Source organism: Desulfovibrio sp. DV (assembly GCF_001936595.1).
In the GTDB taxonomy this organism is placed as follows: domain Bacteria; phylum Desulfobacterota; class Desulfovibrionia; order Desulfovibrionales; family Desulfovibrionaceae; genus Solidesulfovibrio.
In genome coordinates this window covers 86,586-106,162 of the sequence record NZ_MLBG01000004.1, presented here as the reverse complement: position 1 = coordinate 106,162, position 19,577 = coordinate 86,586, and the positions used below count along the sequence as shown (strand labels likewise).

Below are 19,577 nucleotides of genomic sequence, written 5' to 3'. Positions count from 1 at the left end.
ATTGGTCCCGTCGGACGACCCGGTCAGTGACAAAGGCGATGCCAATGGGGCTGTTTTCGAAAATGCAGTTGAGGCTGCGATGGGATTCCTCCAGGGCCTTCTCGGCCTTGAGGCGTTCTTCCGCCTCGTGGCGCAATTCCTGGTTGGTCCGGCGCAGGTCTTCGGCCCGTTGCGCAACGTCGCGTTCAAGTTCGGCCAGGGTGTGGCGATTACGGTCATCGACCGATTTTCGGGCCGTGATGTTGCGGGCAACGCAAAAAATCCCGATTCCCTGGCCTGCGTTGTCCAGGACCGGCGTTTTGAGCACCTGCAGCCAGACGGAACGGTCCGGGCGTTCGACCAGATATTCAAAGAGCTGGGACCGGCCCGAGGCCAGGACCGTCTGGTCAGCCTGGCGATGGCGGCTGGCGCTGGCTCCAGGGAAGATTTCGAAATCGTTGCACCCGACAACCGTCTGGGCCGGCAGGTCGAAAAGGTCGCAAAACGCCCGGTTGACGTACCGATAGAGGAAGCTGGCATCCTTGAAAAAAAAGAGGTCGGATGAAGCGTCCAGCATGGTCCAGCACAAGGTCGGGTCGAGAAGAGGGGTACAGGCGTCAGGCATGGGAGCAACCTTAGCCCAGACCGCTTTGCTGCGGCAACGGATTTCCACTGGCCGCAAGCTGCGGGCAAACCCCTCGGCAGGCCGTCCCCGCCATTGCCGGGCCGGGGAAATTATGGTTAGGTCAGGCCCACATAACGCGGCCCTCGTCGGCTGCATGGGAGCATTCATGCGCAAATCTGCTTTGCCGGTTCTGTTGGCCACCAGCCTGCTTGTCGCCTCTTCCACGGTTTGTGCCGGCCAGGACCCCCAGGCGACCGCCCCGCCTGCGCAGCCGGCGGCACAACAGCCGGCGGCCCAGCCAGCCAAGGCCGGGGGAGCCTCCACGCCCCGCTCGGATGCGGCCGAAGCCCGCTACCGCGACTGGGTGGAAAAAGAGCACGCCAAGGATGCCGTGGAATTCGCCAAGGAAAAATCCAAGATCGAGGACAAATACAAGGGCTACGTGCGCCCCAAGCGGGAGAAAAAGGACGGTAAGGCCGAGTCCGCCCCGGCTAAACCCTAGCACCTTCTTGTTCGCCGGCTCTCGGCCGCCTCACCCACGACACAATGCCTCGGCCATGACGCCGGCCACCTCGCCAAGCTCACCGCAGACCGTAATCCCGGCTCGCTTCAAGCAGGCCAGTTTCTCAGCCACGCCGCCCGGCCGCTCCAAAAGCGCCCCGGCGTGGCCGAGCGTGCGCCCGGGCGGTGCGGTCAGGCCGGCCACAAAGCCCAGCACCGGCTTGGGATAGGCCGTCGCCGCCACGTATGCAGCCAGTTCCTCTTCGGCCGTGCCCCCCACTTCGCCGATGACCATGACCGCCTTCACCCGGCTATCGTCGCGCACCATCTCGCACAGTTCGACAAACCCCGCCCCGCCAAACGGATCACCACCAATCCCGGCGGCCAGGGCCTGGCCGATGCCGGCTGCCGTCAGCCTGGAGGCGACTTCGTAGGTCAGGGTGCCACTGCGCGAAAAAATCGCCACCGGTCCCGGCGAAAACGGTTCCACCGGCATGATGCCGGCCAGGAATTGCTGTCCCGGCACGATCAACCCCGGCGAGTTGGGCCCGATGAGCAGCGTTCCCCGACCGGCCAACGCGCTTTGCACCACCAGCATGTCGCGCTGGGGGATGCCGTCGGTGATGCAGACAATGCGCACGACACCCGCAGCCGCCGCCTCCAGCACGGCATCGGCCGCACCGGAGGCCGGCACGAAGATGACGGACAAGTCAATGTCGTGCCCGGCCATGGCCTGGGCCACGGTGTCGTATACAGGCACCCCGTCCACCTCGTCCCCACCCCGAAACGGGGTGACACCGGCCACGACAGGCACGCCGTAAGCCCGCATCCGTCGGGCATGGGCCCGGCCGGCCCGACCGGTCAGCCCCTGGACCAGCACCCCGGAGTCCGCCCCCAGATCGAGCAAACCCGGCAGCGCCGGCCGGGCCGGACCACACCCAGCCCAGTGGATCACGGCTCGGTCCGGCGGCGGCGGACAGGCCACCACCCCGGCCACAGCCAAGGCCAGCCCGAGGGCAGTCGGCACCACTTCAGACAGCATGGCCACGGCCTGGTCCATGTCCTCGGCCACCTGCACCCGCCCCCCGGACATGGCCCGCAACCGGGCCATGCCATCCTTGGCCGCATTGCCGGCAAAACGCACCACCACCGGCCGCCCCGGCTCGTCGCCAAGGGCCGTGGCCAGGGCCTCGGCCACATCGGCGCAGGACAGAATGCCGCCATACATGTTGACGCAGCACGCCTCCACGGCCGGATCGGCAAACAGCAGGTCAAAGGCCGCCCGCAACCGGGCCGCATCGGCCGTGCCGCCGAAATCGAGGAAATTGGCTGCCGGCAATCCAGCCGCGCCCAGGGCGTCCATGGTGGCCATGGCCAGCCCCGCGCCGTTGGCCACCAACGCCACCCGGCCAGGCAGACTTACAAACGACAGCCGATGGCCGGCGGCCTGGCGTTCGGACGGCGTGGCAAACCGGTCGTCGGCAAACCGGGCCAGTTCCGGTCGCAGGGCCGCGACGTTGTCATCAATGATGCACTTGGCATCCAGGGCCACGAAACGGCCCTCGGCCGTGACTGCCAGGGGATTGATCTCGGCCAGGAGCAGTCCATAGTTGGCCACGGCTCCAAAGAGCCGGCCAAGGAGGCTCTCGAAGGCGGCCCAGGTCTCCGGCTCAAGGCCAAGGTGGAAAAATGCGGCCCGGGCCAGCCAGGCTGGACACAGAAGCGACGGCGGCACATTGAGGACCAGCAATTCCGGCGTGCCGGCCAGCGTTTCGACGTCCACCCCGCCCTGGCGGCCAAGGGTCAGGCAAAACCCCTTGCGCTGCCGGGAGACGCCAAGCGAGAGGTAAAAGGCGCGCTCATGGGCGACGGCCGCCTCCAGACGCAAAAAAGGCGGCACCATGCCGCCAAATCGCTGGGCAAAAAGCGCGTCTGCAGCCGGGGCGAGGTCGGCGGCGGCAGCCACGCGGACCACGCCCCCGGCCTTGCCGCGACCACCGCCAAGGGTCTGGGCCTTGAGATAATAGGGTCCGGCAAACGGCGGCGTCAGGCCGGCAGCCGCACCGGGTTCAAGGACAAGGCCCGGCGGTGTCGGGAGGCCGGCTTCGGCCAAAAGCGTCTTGCCGGCGTGTTCGGTCAACAACATGGCCACGCTCCTTGCGGGTTGGCGGAGGCTGGGTCCGGGAGTTGTCCCGTCATGCCCGCCTTTGCGGGAAAAAGCCACCGGCTCGGGCCAAAATCAGGTTCAATCCTCGGCCATGATGTCGGTGAGGTCCATGCGCGTCCCGTTGCTCTCCCCCTCCCCGGCCGGGTCCGGCAGGGTGATGGGCTGGCCGAGACGCTTTTTGGCCTCCTGGTAGCCGAGATTGAGGGCCTTGAGGTTGGCGTCGCGGATCTTCTCGGGCAGGGCCGCCTTGAGGCTTTTGCGCATGGCCTCGATGCGGGCAAAGGGAAGCAGGTAGGCCACCGCGCCCAGGGCCACGACGTTGGTGGCCTGGACCACGCCCACCTTCTCCCGCGCCAGCCGGGTGAAGGGCAGGCCCAGAAAGACGTTGGTCGGGCTTTGGCGCACCAGCTCGGAATCAACCAGCAGGGTGCCCCGGGGTTTGAGATAGGAATAGTAGCTGGCCGCCGCCTCCTGGGACAGGGCCACCAGCAGGTCGAGGTATTCGGTCTTGGGGTAGCTGATGGGCGCGCTGCTGACGACCAGATCCGACCGGCTGGCCCCGCCCCGGGCCTCGGGGCCGTAGCTCTGGGTATGGGTGACGTAGTAGCCGTGTTCCAGGGCCAGGGCCTGGCCGAGGAGCTTGCCCATGGTCAGGATGCCCTGGCCACCAAGGCCGGAAAGCCGTATTTCGTAGCGCGCCAGCACCTGCCCGGCTCCGTTGCCATTGCCATTGCCGTTGCCGTTGGGTGCGCCGTTGCCCTTGCTCTCGCCCGCCCCGCTCATGCCGCACCTCCCTTTTTCGCCCGCAGTCCCTGGCGCATGGCGGCGTAGCGCGTCTCCAATCCGGGGACGTCGCGGCGCACGAAGCTGCCAATGGGAATCTTGCCGTGCGGATCCTCGAGCTTCTCATACCGCTCCAGCGGCAGGCAGGAGGATTTGAGCCACTTAAACATATCCACCGCGCTTTTAAAGCCGTTGCCGCGGCCGTACTGGGTGAAGCACGGGGTCAGCGCCTCGACCAGATTGAATCCCGGCCGGGTCAAGGCGTCGGCAATGAGCGCGTCGAGTTCCTTGACGTGGTACACCGTGCCTCGGGACACCCCGGCCGCCCCGGCCGCCCGGGTCAGCTCCACAATGTCGAAGGCGCTTTCCAGCTGGCCCATGGGGCTGGTGTGGGAATAGGCCCCTTCGGGGGTGGTGGAGGAGCACTGGCCGCCGGTCATGCCGTAGATGAAGTTGTTGAGCACCAGGGCGGTGACGCCGATATTTCGCCGGGCCGCGTGGATGAGATGGTTGCCGCCAATGGAAAAGGCGTCGCCGTCGCCCATGACCGCAATGACGGTCAATTTCGGATTTGCCATCTTGATGCCGGTGGCCACGGTGAGCGCCCGGCCGTGGGTGGTGTGCACGGTGTTGAAGTCCACATAGGCGGCGATGCGGCCGGAACAGCCGATGCCGGCCACGATGACCACGTCGTCCTTGTCAAGACTCAGGGCGTGGACGCTGCGCACCAGCGACCCCAGCACGATGCCGTGGCCGCAGCCCGGACAGAAGACCAGGGGAAACTTCTTGTTATGACGCAGATAGTGATGGATCAGCTGGGTGATTTCAGCCATGTCACGCGATCTCCTTGAGTATCTGGGAGGGCGTTATGATCAGTCCGTCGATGCGGTTGATGGTGCGCACGGTGGTGTAGCCTTCATTGACCCGTTTGACCTCGCGCGAGAGCTGGCCCATGTTGAGCTCCGGCACCACCGCCAGCCGGCACGACCGCAAGAGCGGCTCCACATGGCGGCGCGGGAAGGGGTACAGGGTCTTGAGTACAAGGAGTCCGGCCCGCACCCCGGCCTCCCGGGCCTGGCGCACGGCCAGACGGGCCGAACGGGCCACGCAGCCGTAGGCGATGACCACCACCTCGGCGTCAGCCGTCTCGACATGCTCAACCAGCTGGATATCCTCGAAAAACCGGTCGATTTTGCGAAACTGCCGTTCTGTCAGCGCGCGCACTTCCTCGGGTCGGCTGGTGGGGAAGCCCTGGGCGTCGTGGGCCAGCCCGGTGACGTGGAAACGGTAGCCCGAGCCGATGGGCGGCATGGGCGGCACGCCGCGCATGGTTTCTTCAAAGGGCTTGTACCATTCCGGCGGCATGGTCGGGGTCAGGCGGGAGACGATCTCGAAATCGCCGGGCTCGGGCAGGCTGATTTTTTCCCGGGTGTGGGCCGTTATTTCATCGAGGAGCAAAATGACCGGGGTGCGGTATTTTTCGGCGAAATTGAAGGCCGTCGCCGCCATCTCCACGCACTCGGGCACGTCGGCGGCCGACAGGACGATGATGGGGTGGTCGCCGTGGGTTCCCCAGCGGGCCTGTTGCACGTCGCCCTGGCCGGGGCTGGTCGGCAAGCCGGTGCTGGCCCCGCCGCGCATGACATTGACCAGGACCAGCGGCGTCTCGGTCATGGCGGCGTAGCCGATCTGCTCCTGCATGAGGGAAAATCCGGGGCCGGAGGTGGCGCTCATGGCCTTTCGCCCGGCCAGCGACGCGCCGATGATGGCACCCATGGAGGCGATTTCGTCTTCCATCTGGAGAAAGACCCCGTCTGGCACATGGGGCAGGCGCTTGGCCATGCATTGCCATGATTTCCGTGGACGGGGTGATGGGATAGCCGGCAAAAAAGGTGCAGCCGGCGGCGAGTGCCCCTTCGACCACGGCCTCGTTGCCAAGCAGAAAGGCTTCTCGGCGTTTTCTTCGAGGGGAGCTCACGGATTCTCCTCCTTGCAGTCGGTTCCGGGCGTTTGCGGGGGAACGACCACACCGTTTTCCGGAATCACCATGATGGCGAAATCCGGGCAATGCGGTTCGCAAAAACCGCAATTGACGCAGGCCTCCTCGTTAACGACGTGGGCTTTGCCGTCGAGGCCGACGGCAAGCACCTTTTTGGGGCAAAAGGCGGCACAGATGCCGCAGCCCTTGCACCAATCCGGATAGACAACGACACGATTGCATCCCATGTTTGACTCGCTTTTGCCATCTCCGTGGAGAAAGGATAGAAATTGCAGCGATCATTGACGCGAACCGGGAAAATTGGCAACGGTCAAAGCCGGTTATTTTTTTGCTCGACGAAATTGAAAAATTCTCATAGGGCGGTAAAACTTTTTCCGGAGGTTGACGTTATGGTTTCAAAAGGCCGGATGAACTGGTTGCGGGCGACTCTCGCACTGTGCTGCGTTCTGGCCGTAACCCTGGGCGGCATGTCCGTCGCCTGGGCCAAGGGAGGCAATCCGATGGTCAAATTGACGACCAACAAAGGCGATATCGTTATTGAGCTGGACAAGGAAAAGGCTCCGGCCACCACGGCCAATTTCCTGAACTACGTGAAAAAGGGCCACTACGACGGCCTGATCTTCCACCGGGTCATTCCCGGCTTCATGGTCCAGGGCGGCGGCATGGACAAGGCCATGAAGGAAAAGAGCACCGATGCTCCGATCCAGAACGAGGCCGACAATGGCCTGAAAAACAAGGCCTACACCGTGGCCATGGCCCGCACCGGCGATCCGCATTCGGCCACGGCCCAGTTTTTCATCAACGTGGCCGACAACGGTTTCCTGGACCACACCGGCAAGAACCCGCAGGGCTGGGGTTATGCCGTGTTCGGCAAGGTTGTCTCGGGCCAGGAAGTGGTGGACGCCATCAAGGCCGTGCCGACCATGACCAAGGGTTTTCACGAGAACGTGCCGGTTGCCCCGGTGGTGATCGAGAAGGCCGAGGTGGTCAGCGAGTAGCCGACCGTCTGTTTTCTTCGGAGAAAAGACCGCCCTGGAGCTCCGGGGCGGTCTTCTTTTTTGGGGCTGGCCCTGGACGGCAACGCTCACTCTCTAAAATCCCCTGATCGTGAACGGCTCCAGGTCAGGTATTTTGCCTCCTGGCAGGGGTATTTCAAAAAAAATGGACCGTCCTGCAATTTCTTGTTGACGGTCCCGGGGTCTTTCCGTAGATACCTCCTTCTCGGCGCGCCCGTAGCTCAGCTGGATAGAGCGCCGGACTACGAATCCGTAGGTCAGAGGTTCGAATCCTCTCGGGCGCACCAGATCTTTCAAGGGGTTAGGCAGAAATGCTTAACCCCTTCTTCGTTTGAGGGCGGTTTTGTCCATCCGCTGTCCATCCTTTTATCGTGACAGAGGGTGAAACACTGTGAAAACTGACCCTGTGCTGGACGCCTGCCGCGACCGCTCCAACTCTGTCCACCCTTTTGTCCATCCCCCTGCCCGCCCGCGTTCCATCCTGCCGTGCCCATCCACCACCACCGCTTGAACCCTCCCGGCAGGGAATGATATTTGCCCCCCTGCTCAAGAACTTGAAGCGGGAAAAGCCGTGGGCAGTCCTCAAGACCAATCCGGTGGGTGACAGACATGTCAGCGTTTGCCTCTTAAGCGAGAATGGCTCTCTCCCAACTTCCTTGCTTTTTGCCCATCCCCGGGCTACCCAACCAAGCTACGAGCACAGGCAGTTTCCGTACGTCTGACGCGTTCGGGCGAAATTGCCCTGCCGCATTGGTTGCCACCATGAGCCTTCGCAAAACCGCCGTCGTCATCGTCTGCACCACGTTTTTCGGCTTGCTGCTGCTGCTCTACGCCATGTTCCGGGGTAACATCCAAAGCGGCTTCGACCGACTGGAGCGGCAGGCCGTGACAGAAAACCTGCGTCGCGTTCAGAACGCCCTGGCCCGCGACCTCAAGAACCTGGAAGGCATGGCCGCCGACTGGGGGCTGTGGGATGATACCTACCACTATCTCAAGTCGCCAAATGACGCCTACGTCGAAGCCAATCTGACGGCCCAAAGCTTGGGCGAACTGCATCTCGACGTGCTGGCCCTGTTTGACACCACAGGCCAATTGCAGGCAGCCAGACGGTATGACGCGGCCGAAGGCGTCCTTCTTGACGCCTCGCAGCCTTTTGCCGACATGGTGGCGGCCATGCCGGCGCTGCTGCGCCTGGGTGCCTGGGAAGGACGCAAATCCGGCATCGCCTTTTTCGAGGGGCAACCCTGTCTGGTCGTGGCCCAGACCGTGCTGACCAGCTCCAGGGAAGGCCCACCGGCCGGAACCCTGCTCATGGGCCAAATCCTCGACGCGGCCAAAGTGCAGGCCATTTCCGAACTGACCCTCCTTGACGTGGGCCTACTGCTCCCCGCCAGCCGCGAACTGCCCCCGGGACTGGCCGGCAAACTCACCGCCGGCCACGGCACCGGCCACGAAATCAGGGTTCTTACCGACGAGACGGTCGGTGGCTTTGCCCTGCTGCGCGACATCTCCGGCAACCCGGCCCTGGTCCTGGCGGTGGGCATGTCCCGCAGCATCCACCACCAGGGACGCCTGCTCGAACGGGCCGTAGTCGGCAGCCTCATGGCTATTGGCATCATGTTCGGGCTGGCCATGCTCTATTTCGTCGAGCGCTTTATCCTGTCGCGGGTGACGGGGCTTGGCGCGGAGATTGCCCAACTGGGTCAGGGTGCCCGGAGGCGGGTCACGGAGTTTGCCGGCAGCGACGAGGTCTCGGCCCTCTCCCGGACCGTCAACCTCATGCTGGACGAACTGGACGCTGCCAGGAACAACTACGTCATGGCCACGCGGGCGGCCAAGGTCGGCGTGTGGGAACTGTTGCCCGACGAAGGATTGGCCTATGTCGATCCGGTCATCGCCGGCTTGCTCGGCTACGACAGCCCGGGACTGCCGGAACCGCTGGCCCTGTGGCTGGGCAGACTGCACCCCGAAGACCGCGACCGCCTGCGTCGCGAACCCCGGGACAAGTTGGACGCTCCGACGCTGGAGCGAGAGTTGCGCCTGCAGGCGGTCGGCGGCGAGACGCTGTGGTTTCTGTGCCGGGGGCGGGCCATGACCGGGCTTGGCGGCGGGTCGCGCCGACTGGTGGGGACGGCCGTGGACATCACCGAACTCAAGCAGGCCGCCGAGAGCATCCGGGCGCTCTCGGGCCGGCTCATGCAGGCGCAGGAATCCGAACGGGCCAACATCGCCCGGGATCTCCACGACAACGTAGCCCAGGATCTCTCTTCGCTTAAAATCGCCTACGAGACCATCCTTGACGGCCTGCCCGATGTCGACGCCCAGCTGCGCCAACGCCTGGACGCCTCCGCCGGGGTGCTGGCCCGCACCATTGCCTCGGTGCGCGAACTGGCCTACGGACTGCGGCCGCCCAACCTGGAGCACCTGGGGCTTGATTTGGCTCTGCGCCGACTGTGCCAGGAGATGGAGCAGGCCTCGGGCCTCGGCGTCTCCTACCTCGGCGTGGGCCTGGAGGGCCTGGACGTCGATGCCGATGTGGCGATAAACATCTACCGTATCGCCCAGGAAGGGCTGGCCAATGCCCGCAAACATGCCGGAGCCAGCCGCATCGACCTGCGCTTGATCGAGTCCTACCCCAAGCTGATCCTGCGCATTGGCGACGACGGCTGCGGCTTCGACCCCGACCGGGATGACCGCGACTGTCCTGTCAACGGCAGGCGACCATGCATGGGGCTGGTCAACATGCGCGAGCGAGCCGGGCTTCTCGGCGGCCGCCTGCGAATCGTCTCATCCCCGGGCCACGGGACCACGGTGGTGGCGGAAATACCGTATGCCGGAGCACTGACCCATGCCGATCAAACGCCTGCTCATCGTTGACGACCACCCACTGTTTCGTGAAGGCCTCAAGGCCATCCTGCGCCGCGACCCCTCCTTTGAAGTGGCGGGTGAAGCCGGCAGCTATGCCGAAGGCCTGCGCGTGGCCAAGGCCTGCCGCCCCGATCTGGCCGTGCTGGACATCTCCCTGCCCGACCGTTCCGGCATCCAGCTGGCCCGGGAACTGCGCCAGATGCTGCCCGAAGTGGCCATCCTCATGGTGAGTATGCACGCCAAGGTGGATTACGTGGCCGAGGCCCTGAAAGCCGGGGCGCTGGGCTATCTGACCAAGGACGCCGCCACCGTCAGTCTGCTGTCGGGCCTGCGCTCCGTGGCCGCCGGCCTGCCCTACCTCGATCCGACGTTGTCCGTGGAAATCTCCCGGGCGCTGTTGTTGACCAGGACTCCCCGGCGCGAGGAAGAGTCGCATTCGGCCTACGACTCCCTCACCCCCCGCGAACGCGAGGTGATGCGGCTGGTGGTGGAGGGCCTTTCCAACAAGGAGGTGGCCGGGGCCTTGGAGATCAGCCTCAAAACCGCCGAGCATCACCGGGGCAACCTCATGCGCAAGCTTGGTCTGCAAAATTCCGTGGAATTGGTGCGCTATGCCACCAAAATGGGCCTGATCGATTAGCCTGCCCAGTCCGGGCTGCACCCCGGCCCACGGCCGGCCCTCCCCGGGGCGGCCACCAGCACCTGGCCCGCCTGTCGACCACCCCCAACGCTAGGGGTTTTCCCCCATACCCTGCGGAATCAATCCCATCGACGCCCTTCCCCCCCGGCGTTACCTGTTATTTGGGCAGATGGCTGGAGTCCACCAGCCGCCCGAACCCCAGGAACGCCCATGCACGCCACCCCCACGGCAACAAACCAAACCGGAGCCAGCGCCGTGGAAATGGCGCTCATCCTGCCCCTGCTGCTGACCCTGGTCTTCGCCATTATCGACTACAGCCGTTTTTTTTTCGTGCGCTTCACAGTCACGGCTGCAGTGGCTGATGCGGCCCGCATCGCGGTCCTGCCCGGGACAACGGACGCCATGATCGCCACGGCGGTATACGGTGCCCTCCTTGACCCCATCAGCCAGGCTTCAAGCCAAACACCCAGCGTCACCGTGACCCCGAATCAACGCACCGCCGGGATGCCAGTAACCGTGACGGCCAGCTTGGCCTTCAGTCCGCTCATTTTGCCCCAATACCTGGGGATAACGCTGTTTCCGCAAAGCATCAGCGCTTCAGCGACAATGGTGGTGGAGCCATGAACGCAACCCAAGCCGGAGTCCAGACCGACAGGCAACGCGGCTCGATAAGCGTGGAATTCGCCTTGATGCTCAGCTTTTTCTTCATGCCCCTGCTGATCGGCATCATTGATTTCGGCCAGATCCTGCACGCCCAAAGCATAGTGACCAGGGCCGCCCGGGAAGGCGTGATGGCTGCGGCCAGAAACCAGGATATTCCCTCCGCCGTGGACGCCTACATCCAAAATGCCGGGTATGATCGCAGTCTGGTCCAGATTGCCACGGCAGGTTCGCGGGTTGCCGGGGAGGCGGTCATAGTCACGGTTCGCTACAACACCTCAGCCATGGTCATCATTCCCTGGCACAATCTAAGTCCGACCATGAGTCAGGTTGCGGCCACAGCCACGGCCCAACAATTCTAGAGGGATCTGCCATGCCTACCAACCAAAGCCCTGCCGACCGTTCCAGCGAAACAGGCTCTGTCGTGGTCTTTTCCGCCCTGATCATGGTCATCCTGGCTGCCATGGCCACCCTGGCCGTGGACTACGGTTTCCTGCAGTACAAGCGCAGCCAATTACAAACGGCGGCCGATGCCGCTGCCCTGGCCGGGGCGGCAGAACTGCTGCGCCAGGGCGACAAGTACGACGAGGTCCGGAGTACGGCCGTCGAGTTCGGCCAGAGCAACCTCGGCGACCAGGACACCGTCGCCAGCGCCGTGACCACCCAAGACGTGGAGTTGCTCAAGGGCGCAAATCCGGCCGAAGGCGCAACCCCGGACACTGTCCGGGTGACCACCGGCCGCACGGGGCAGCGCGGGAATCCCGTGGACATGTTTCTTGGCCCCATCCTCGGGTGGGATACCCAGGACCTCACGGCCAAGGCCAGCGCCTCACTGTTTTGTTCGGACCAGACCAAGTGCCTCAAGCCCTTCTCGCCCCCGGCCAAGTTCACCTGGAACGACAGTTGCGACAGCGACAAGAAGTACAAGAACAACGGAGCGTTTGATCCGGCCAGCAGTTGTGAGTTAGCCTCGGTCACCGTCCTTGGCTACAACGCCGGCGACCTCGGCACACAAATCGTACTCAAGCTCAGCGACAGCCATGACACCGTGGTCCCCGGCCACTTCCAGGCCGTTGACTATCCGCCGGCCAACACCGGCAACCCCGATTCCGGAGCCGCGACCTACCGCCTCAACATTGCCGGCTGCACCGCCTCAAACAACACCGTGGTCAGGGACGGCGACGAACTTGCCATCGAACCCGGCAACATGGTTGGCCCCACCAACCAGGGGCTGGCCGAACTGATGGCCACCGACCCCGGGGCATCCTGGGACAGCGCCACCAATTCTGTGGTCGGCAGCGCCTATGCCGACCCCATGAAGAGTCCGCGGGTAGCGCTTATCCCCTTCTACGATCCGTCGCGACCGCAAAACGCCGGTCGCAATTCCGTTTACGTCTACCAGCTCGGAGCGGTTTTCATCGAAAACACCAATGCCAAGGGCGAAGTGAACGGACGCTTCATGCGCGGCATGGCCGTGGACCCCAAGCGCACAACCGGTGCCTGTGACACGGCTTCCGTGTCCCTCTACGGCATCGGTCTGGTCAGGTAGGCACCCCGGACATGCCCCAAATCAAGGAACTGCGCCATGCCCCTGGTCGAATTAAAGAAGTGCAATGAATGCGGCACGACAGGCTGGCATGAATTGGTCGACAACGGTCCGCCGGCACCGTGTTATTGGCGCTGCCGGGCATGCGGGGAGCGCCGCAAAGCCAAGCGCATTCAGTTAAGCGAGGAGTACGCCCTCCACCGTGGCCATGTACAAAAGCCGACGAGTGCCGCCCGGGTGCAAATCATTGACCTCAGTGTCCTTGGGGCACGGCTGCGCTTGACCGGGGAAGAAGACTTCATCGTGCAGAAAAAGGACAGGCTGCTGTTTAATGCCGGGCTTCAACCGGTGGGACCGCTGGGTGTCTTTCACATGGCCACGGTCCGATGGGTGGAAGACGACGAATTCGGCATCGTCTTTCAACAGCCCCTGTTCGCCAGTGCCGCCGATCTTACCTGCATCATCAACAGCTGAAGCAATGAGCCAGAAATCCATAGTGCGTGCGAGTCCCCCCAGATACGACTCTATGACGCGGGCTGGTGCCGATTGACGCCGTTGTGTAAAGGTTTTTGAATTTGATCTCATGGCAAGTGGGAAGGTATCAAAGGTCATCCAGGAGGCGAGAACGCAGCAAGCGGTAAGCCACAGCACCAGCTTGGAAGCGTGGCCGGTTCGGGCTTTGGTTCACCCATTTTGGCGGATCAATCCTGACCGACTCCGCAAAATTGCGGCGTCACCATAGGAGGGTCAGCACCAAATTGTGCCGTCGTCCTGCCGGGCGGTCTCCACAAAACCGTGGGCGTCGAGGCCCGGGCCAACCGGCTCAAATTCTAGCCCGTTGAAAGCTGCGATTTCAAATCGCATCATCCCATCCCCACCGAAGCCGAGTTTTCAAAACTCGCCTTGCCGGCCGGGCAAAGGGCAGGATCATGCCCGCCGGTCAATCTTACGAAAACGCAACATTGAACCGGCCCCGGTAAATGGGGTTCCCGCCCCCTATTCCAAAGTTGACGATTATCGACTTTGCCACCTGCCCCACAGCCCCATGTCTTCGCCAGAATCGACGCCAGACCCCGCCCATGGCGCTTTCCCGTGCCGGCTGTCATGACCGCAGTGTGCAGGCGCTACAGGCCTCGGCAGCACGGCAGGATGACAAGTCCTAAAGCACTTGCTATCAGTTCGATATAAAATGGGGATCTTCACCACAGCCTTGCCGAAGGCACATTTGCCCTGACAGCGGCTAACCGGATTCTTTACCCAAGTACCGCCATGCATGACAAGTTCCTATGGAAACCCAGCCCGGCCTCGCGACTGCTGTTGACTTTCGGGCTCATCGCCTTGATCGACCTCATCGCCTATCTACATTTCATCACAGGCTTTGCTTACGAATTTAATGTGTTCTATGCGCTCCCTGTGCTGGCAGCCTCCTGGCTGCTGGGGGATATTGCTTGTGTCATTGTTGCCATCATATGTCTGGCGGATTGGGCCTTTAACGACATTAAACTCGCTGGTGCGCAGTCTGGACTAAAGGCGATTATTTTTAACACAGCAACTAGGGCGTTCACCATATTCTTTGTCATCGTACTCATGAAAAAACTGCGCCGCGCCTTGCAACACGAGTGGGATGCTTCTCGGAAGGACCAGCTAACCGGTTTATACAACCGGCGATATTTCTACGAAATTGGCCTCGAAGTCCTGGAAATTATCCGTAGACAGTCGTTGCCGGTTTCTATCGCATTCATGGATTTGGACCATTTCAAGGAAGTGAATGACTCCCTGGGTCATTCTGCGGGCGATGCACTGCTGCAAGCTGTCAGCAAAATCATGCAGGCCCATTTTCGCGCCGAAGACGTGTTAGCTCGCCTTGGTGGCGACGAGTTCGCGGTCATTATGCCAGGTATCAAGGCTGAAGACGCCATGGCCCGCTTAGAGACCCTGCGCGGCAGCATCTTGGCAACCATGCGAGAGCGCCACTGGCCCGTCACCGTCAGCATCGGCGCGGCAGCGTTTGTTACGGCCAAGAACAGCCTCGACCCTATGCTCGCCGTCGCGGACGAAGCAATGTATGAGGCCAAGCGCGCTGGGCGGGACACTGTTGTCCTACGTAGTTCCCTATAATAGCATAACTACTTAGCTGACCGACCCATGGAATGGATCATCACCATAGCCCTGGCCGTGGACGTCCTTGTCCTGGCCGCAGTCTTCGTCTTGAGGATCAAGCACCAGCCCGGCAGCGTCCACGGGGACTTCCGCTTCGACCGCTGCAAGACCGGCGAGTTGTCCAAGCGCGGGTTGTTCGACAAGACCAAGTGGTGACACCGACCAATCCAACAGTAGCGATTCGTTACCTTTGAACGATTCCAGCCAGTTGCCATCCTGCCGGGGGACAGACGGGGGACAGCACGGCAAAAGGAAAGCGGCCCATCTCCGAAGAGACAGGCCGCCCATTGTTCAGGATCCTGAAGATTAGGCCATGCCCTCGGTCGGTGCCTTGCCCAAGATAGCCTTGAGCGCTTCCGCCACTTCCCCGGCAAGCTCGGGATGCTGGTAAATGACGCGCATTCCGTCGCTCCATACCTGGGAGGTGGCGTTCTGTTTCTCTCGCACAGCACTTTCCTCTGCCGTGGGCTTCGGACTTCTGGCCGAGCCTTCTTCGTCCATATATTCGCCCAGGTCCTATGGCTCCGTATCGGGCCGGGGATCGGCCCAGGCCAAGATTACGGCGCGTCCGCCGGGTCCTGTGAAACGGTAGGCGAACACGCCCAGTCCCAGTGACAGGCGCGTTGGCGGCACGTCCAAACCGGCCAGTTTGGCGCACAGCAGCCGGTAGGTGGCGTAGGCCGCTTTCGGCCGTCCCTCCGGGACGTTTGGCGTCACCCGGGCGTCTGTGGTCAGGCCGACGTGGTCGAAGATGTTGTTTTGATGATGAAAGCCCTCGCGCACCATGGCCCAGAAGACTTTCCGGATGCCAAGCCCCAGGGCGTAGACGGCTCGTCGGGCCAATTCCGCTGCCTGCTCGTCCTCGGATTGGGGGGGGAGTCCCGGCGGCGAGGCCGGCGCTCCGGTGTAGGTGGCTGTCTCGGTCATCCAGATCGGGATTCGGGAAAACCCTGCGGCGTCGAGCGCCCGACGGGTTTGCGCGTACATGGCGGCAAGTTCCCGGTAGTCCCCGGCCCGGCCGAAAAAGTGGATGTCAAAGACGTCAAAGCCCTTGCCGGCCAGCAAGCGCAGCACCGGTTGGTAGTACGCCTCGAAATTTCTGGAAAAATCCTCGCCCGAGACCCCGCCGATCAGCACCGTCGCTTTCGGATCGACAGCCTTTATCTGGGCGTACGTCCGGGCCTGCAGCGAGGCGTAGCCGGGAGCGTCCGAGCGGGCCCTGGACAGGTCTAGCTCGTTTTCGAATTGCCAGCAGGAGACCCGGGAAACCCCGGCCGGCGGGTATTTGCCATAGCGGGTGACCAGGGCTTTGATAAAGGCGTCGTAGGCGGCCGGGGACGGCCCAAGCGCCCACTCGCCGTCGGCTTTGACCACCAACGGCCCGGCGACCCCGGGCGCGCCGCCGGGCTGGTCCTGGCGCAAGCGGGCTGGCAGCATGATGGTGAGCATGACCTGCATTCCCGGGGGAAGGCCGGAAAGCTGGGCGTCCAGGCGGGAGAAGTCGAACCGGCCGGCCGGCAAGTCCGCATCGGACTGGATGTCCACCCACCAGGCCGCGGCCCGGTGCCAGCCGATGCCGAGATCGGCGGCCAGGGCAAAGGGCGGGGTCTCGCCGCGATAGGTGGCCGGATGCGCCCCGAAGGCCGAAGCCTGCCGCTGGGCCGGGGTTGGCGGCGTTGTTTTGGGTGCGCTTTCTTCTATAAAGACGGGGACATCGGTTAGGGTAATCCGGGCCGTTCGGCCCAAGGCGGCCACCGTGGTCACCCGGAAGTCCGGCTGTTGCCCGGAAGCGCCCACAGCCACGGCTGGGGTGACGTACAGCTTGTCGGCCGTGGTCGGCAGCTCCACGCTGACGGCGACCGGCTTCCTGGCTGCCGGGAGCGCCGTCGAGCCGGTCGACGGTACTCCCGGCTGACCCGGCTGGAATCTTGGTGGAGGGAAGGAACCGGGCTGCATTCGGCCGGCCATCGGCGGCGATGGCGGTATGGGCGGATAGGACGGTCCTTGGGGCTGGCCGATGGCCGGGGCCGGGCCGGGGGTCGATCCTGCCGGCGAGGGGGGGGATGGTGGTCAACGCCAGCAGGCAGGGGGAGAGCAACTTTGCCGTGGCCTCGGAATGCCCGGTACTTTCCGCCTGCATCATGGCGGCCAGGGATTGCGGCGGGCAGACCCGCTCCAGGTCGGTAAACGCTCCGGAAAACCGCATGGCGCCAAAAAGGGCCTGCAACTCGCGCAGACGGTGCGAGGCGTTGGCCGCCGTGGTCGGGTCAGTGCGTTCCCGCGCGGCCATGTCCCGGGCCTGTTTGACCAACATTGGCGGCGCAGGCTGGGCCAGACAGGACTGGGGTGTTGCCGTCCAAACCGGGAGCAGCAGGCCAAGGGTCAGGATAACGGACCGGCAAAGATGCATGGGTGTTCTCCATGGGTGCGGCAAGGGTGAGTTCCGATCCTTTTCGCACAACCTGCAGGGCGGCGGCAACAATGGCCAGATACAGCCAGGGAAACCGCGAGACCGGCGAGGTCAGGTCGTGGTCGATCAGACTGTGGATGCCAAGTTCCGCTAGGCCGCCGACCACGGCCGCGACAAAGAGCGTCCGGGCCGGGCCGGGCGGCGTGCGCTTGAGGGCCTGGGCCAGGGCAACCGACAGGGTGGCCAGTCCCAGGATGCCGGTCAGGCCGCCAAGAGCCCCAGATCAAAGAAAAAGGCCAGCCAGAGGCTGTGCACTTCCGGTTCGCGGGTATGCCAGATGAAGCCGCCCGGCCCAAGGCCCAGCAGCATGAGCTCCGGCTGGTCGGCCATGACCGAAAGGGCGTCCTTCCACATGCGAAACCGCGCCCCGGAGCCGCTGACATTGGCCGCGCTGTCGCTTTTTTTCTTGTCGGTAAAGATGAGCGGCCCGGAATAGCCGAACCCGACCAGCATCCGGTCGATAAACGACGGCTTGCCGGCCAGGATGGCGCCGGCCAACACGAGGACGAGCAGGGCGCTGCGACTGAGGAGCAGGCGGCGCGTTGCGGGGTGAAAGAGCATGAACGCGCCGGCTGCCCCGCAAAAGCCCAGGATCGCCCCGCGCGATCCCGAAACTACCACGAAGGTGAGGAACAGCATGGGCAGAAGGCTCAGCCCGACCCGCCGCCAGCGCCTGTAGACTCGGGACAGGCCGATGGCCTGAAAGGTGGCCAGCACCAGGAAGCCTCCGGCTTGATTGGCTGAACACAGCCCGCCGATGCGTCCCCAGCGTTCCTCGGAGAATAGCTCGAAGTTCAGCTCCACTCCCCTGGCCAGATGCAGCGTCCCGGCCCAGTCGTAATATCCGCCGCAAAACATGGCCGCGCAGACCAGCACCCCCGACAGGACCGTGGCCCAGGCTAGCGCCTGCAGTCGGCCAGGGTTGGACACCGCAGCCACTACGGCGAAAAAAAGGAGCGCGTCAAAGCCCAGGGTGACCAACTGGCCCACGGCGAAAAGCGTATGCGGAGCCCAGACCAGACCGAGCAGGTGAAGTGCGACGACGGCGGCAATAAACGGGGTCAGCGGCGTAAGGGACGGGGGACGCCAGACGGCTGGACGCGAGGCGACTGCGCCGTGGCCCAGAAAACCGAGAAGCACCGGCGGCAACAGAAGCATGGCCGGGAACAGATGGGTGACCACGCCCCGGGCATGGCTGATTTTCAGCGATGGCGTGCCGATGAACACGACAGCCACGACCAGCATGAGGCCAAAAAAGGGGAACCAAGTCAGGATGGCAACGGCAAAAAGGCCGCCGAACACAGCCGCCACCCGCCAATCCCGACAAAGGATCACGCCAGCCACGGCCAGCCCCCCCAGGGCGAGGGCCACAGCCAATTCGCGGGTAAGGGCGTAAGAGCGCATCATGGCCGAGGAGGCGGTGCTTTGGCCATGATGCACGGGCCGCTCGTGTGGAAGGTAACCATTGGCTTGAGCATGGCACGCTTTGCCGATTTGTCCAGCGCGAATGATGACACAGGCCGATGTCGAATCCTCTTTAAGGGGAGGCCGGCAGACCCGACGCTACGTGACACCCACATTTTTGATTTTAACAACGTCCACCCGCCTTCGATTACGCATAGGATGGGTGTAATGACCTCATATCTACTGCATACGCCAAAGGGCGTAGACGCAAGACGTCTTCCAAAAAGGCGACCTTTGATTCGTGATTATAGTGTGTTACCCAAACATCGGAAAAAGGACCGAAGATGGACGCCTACACCTCTGCCCGCCATGCTTGGCCGGATGATCCCGAAGCAGCGAAGGCCAAAGCCGAAGGCCCTGGCCCAAATAAACGCCACCGGAAAGCCCTTGCTGGCGTTGACCAAACCCATCTTCACGATCCAACCCGGCCAATTCCCCGACATGTATGGCCCCTCACCGGTCTTCGCGGCCTCCTTGAGCTTCGCCATCTCCAGGAAGGCTTTCTGTTCGCTCCAACCCTCACTAGCCTATCCTAGGGCCTCCTCGCAGCGCTTTCCGCCCACCTGAAATCGGATCATGAAATACCCGTCGGGCCGGACCCCATGCCGCCGGACATGGTGCTCCCGATATCTAACTCCCCAGTATTTTTCTGACGTGATCCACTCACCCTTTTCACTACCCATGGACGCCTCCTCGCTA

At 63.4% G+C, this 19,577-nt stretch carries 18 protein-coding genes, 1 tRNA gene and 1 pseudogene; 11 read left to right on the top strand and 9 right to left on the bottom strand.

Annotated elements, in window-relative coordinates:
- The coding region (locus DVDV_RS02295; protein ID WP_139311485.1) for a PAS domain-containing protein at positions 1-604 on the bottom strand (604 nt) is incomplete at its 3' end.
- A gap of 166 nt (positions 605-770) precedes the next feature.
- On the opposite strand from DVDV_RS02295, the gene DVDV_RS02290 reads away from it, so the two are divergent.
- Positions 771-1,106: a hypothetical protein gene (locus DVDV_RS02290; protein ID WP_075353111.1), complete on the top strand. Its 336-nt coding sequence runs from the start codon at positions 771-773 to the stop codon at positions 1,104-1,106.
- 30 nt (positions 1,107-1,136) lie between these two features.
- Here DVDV_RS02290 and DVDV_RS02285 read toward each other — a convergent pair whose 3' ends face one another.
- The 5 genes and pseudogenes from DVDV_RS02285 to DVDV_RS02265 form a co-directional block, all read right to left on the bottom strand.
- Positions 1,137-3,251 carry an ATP-grasp domain-containing protein gene (locus tag DVDV_RS02285; protein WP_075353110.1) on the bottom strand — a complete coding sequence of 705 codons (2,115 nt, stop codon included), beginning with the start codon at positions 3,249-3,251 and terminating at the stop codon, positions 1,137-1,139.
- Between the two features lie 99 nt (positions 3,252-3,350).
- The gene (locus tag DVDV_RS02280; RefSeq protein WP_083634560.1) at positions 3,351-4,055 is read right to left on the bottom strand and encodes a 2-oxoacid:acceptor oxidoreductase family protein; all 705 of its coding nucleotides are present in this window, start codon (positions 4,053-4,055) and stop codon (positions 3,351-3,353) included.
- Entirely contained in the window at positions 4,052-4,888 is an 837-nt protein-coding gene (locus DVDV_RS02275) for a 2-oxoacid:ferredoxin oxidoreductase subunit beta (protein WP_075353109.1), read from the bottom strand. Before DVDV_RS02275 ends, DVDV_RS02280 begins: the two co-directional genes overlap by 4 nt.
- 1 nt (position 4,889) lies before the next feature.
- A pseudogene (locus tag DVDV_RS02270) lies at positions 4,890-6,033 on the bottom strand (2-oxoacid:acceptor oxidoreductase subunit alpha).
- Positions 6,030-6,281 (bottom strand): 4Fe-4S binding protein, encoded by a 252-nt coding sequence (locus tag DVDV_RS02265; protein WP_075353108.1) that lies wholly within the window; start codon positions 6,279-6,281, stop codon positions 6,030-6,032. Before DVDV_RS02265 ends, DVDV_RS02270 begins: the two are co-directional and overlap by 4 nt.
- Before the next feature lie 162 nt (positions 6,282-6,443).
- Between DVDV_RS02265 and DVDV_RS02260 the strand changes: the two genes are divergently transcribed.
- From DVDV_RS02260 to DVDV_RS22640, 10 genes are all read left to right on the top strand, one after another.
- Positions 6,444-7,052 carry a peptidylprolyl isomerase gene (locus DVDV_RS02260; protein ID WP_075353107.1) on the top strand — a complete coding sequence of 203 codons (609 nt, stop codon included), beginning with the start codon at positions 6,444-6,446 and terminating at the stop codon, positions 7,050-7,052.
- Positions 7,053-7,280: 228 nt separating this feature from the next.
- Positions 7,281-7,357: transfer RNA gene (locus tag DVDV_RS02255), tRNA-Arg, on the top strand.
- A 475-nt stretch (positions 7,358-7,832) separates the two neighbouring features.
- Positions 7,833-9,947, top strand: a complete 2,115-nt coding sequence (locus DVDV_RS02250) for a CHASE4 domain-containing protein (protein WP_075353106.1) — start codon at positions 7,833-7,835, stop codon at positions 9,945-9,947.
- Positions 9,919-10,578: a response regulator transcription factor gene (locus DVDV_RS02245; protein WP_075353105.1), complete on the top strand. Its 660-nt coding sequence runs from the start codon at positions 9,919-9,921 to the stop codon at positions 10,576-10,578. The genes DVDV_RS02250 and DVDV_RS02245 overlap by 29 nt, the downstream gene beginning before the upstream one ends.
- Before the next feature lie 210 nt (positions 10,579-10,788).
- Entirely contained in the window at positions 10,789-11,202 is a 414-nt protein-coding gene (locus DVDV_RS02240) for a TadE/TadG family type IV pilus assembly protein (RefSeq protein ID WP_075353104.1), read from the top strand.
- A complete protein-coding gene (locus tag DVDV_RS02235; protein ID WP_075353103.1) occupies positions 11,199-11,600 on the top strand; it encodes a TadE/TadG family type IV pilus assembly protein in 402 nt (133 codons plus the stop codon). The genes DVDV_RS02240 and DVDV_RS02235 overlap by 4 nt, the downstream gene beginning before the upstream one ends.
- Positions 11,601-11,611: 11 nt before the next feature.
- A complete protein-coding gene (locus DVDV_RS02230; protein ID WP_075353102.1) occupies positions 11,612-12,787 on the top strand; it encodes a pilus assembly protein TadG-related protein in 1,176 nt (391 codons plus the stop codon).
- A 36-nt stretch (positions 12,788-12,823) separates the two neighbouring features.
- On the top strand, positions 12,824-13,258 hold the full coding sequence (locus tag DVDV_RS02225) for a PilZ domain-containing protein (RefSeq protein WP_075353101.1): 435 nt from the start codon (positions 12,824-12,826) through the stop codon (positions 13,256-13,258).
- A gap of 795 nt (positions 13,259-14,053) precedes the next feature.
- Positions 14,054-14,902, top strand: coding sequence for a GGDEF domain-containing protein (locus DVDV_RS02220; RefSeq protein WP_075353100.1), 849 nt, complete (start codon positions 14,054-14,056; stop codon positions 14,900-14,902).
- Positions 14,903-14,929: 27 nt separating this feature from the next.
- Entirely contained in the window at positions 14,930-15,100 is a 171-nt protein-coding gene (locus tag DVDV_RS22640; protein ID WP_175577049.1) for a hypothetical protein, read from the top strand.
- Between the two features lie 150 nt (positions 15,101-15,250).
- Here DVDV_RS22640 and DVDV_RS02215 read toward each other — a convergent pair whose 3' ends face one another.
- From DVDV_RS02215 to DVDV_RS02200, 3 genes are all read right to left on the bottom strand, one after another.
- On the bottom strand, positions 15,251-15,391 hold the full coding sequence (locus tag DVDV_RS02215) for a hypothetical protein (RefSeq protein WP_254845195.1): 141 nt from the start codon (positions 15,389-15,391) through the stop codon (positions 15,251-15,253).
- Between the two features lie 69 nt (positions 15,392-15,460).
- On the bottom strand, positions 15,461-16,792 hold the full coding sequence (locus tag DVDV_RS02210; RefSeq protein ID WP_075353099.1) for a hypothetical protein: 1,332 nt from the start codon (positions 16,790-16,792) through the stop codon (positions 15,461-15,463).
- An 823-nt stretch (positions 16,793-17,615) separates the two neighbouring features.
- Positions 17,616-18,854, bottom strand: coding sequence for an O-antigen ligase family protein (locus DVDV_RS02200; RefSeq protein ID WP_075353097.1), 1,239 nt, complete (start codon positions 18,852-18,854; stop codon positions 17,616-17,618).
- Positions 18,855-19,577 lie beyond the last annotated feature (723 nt).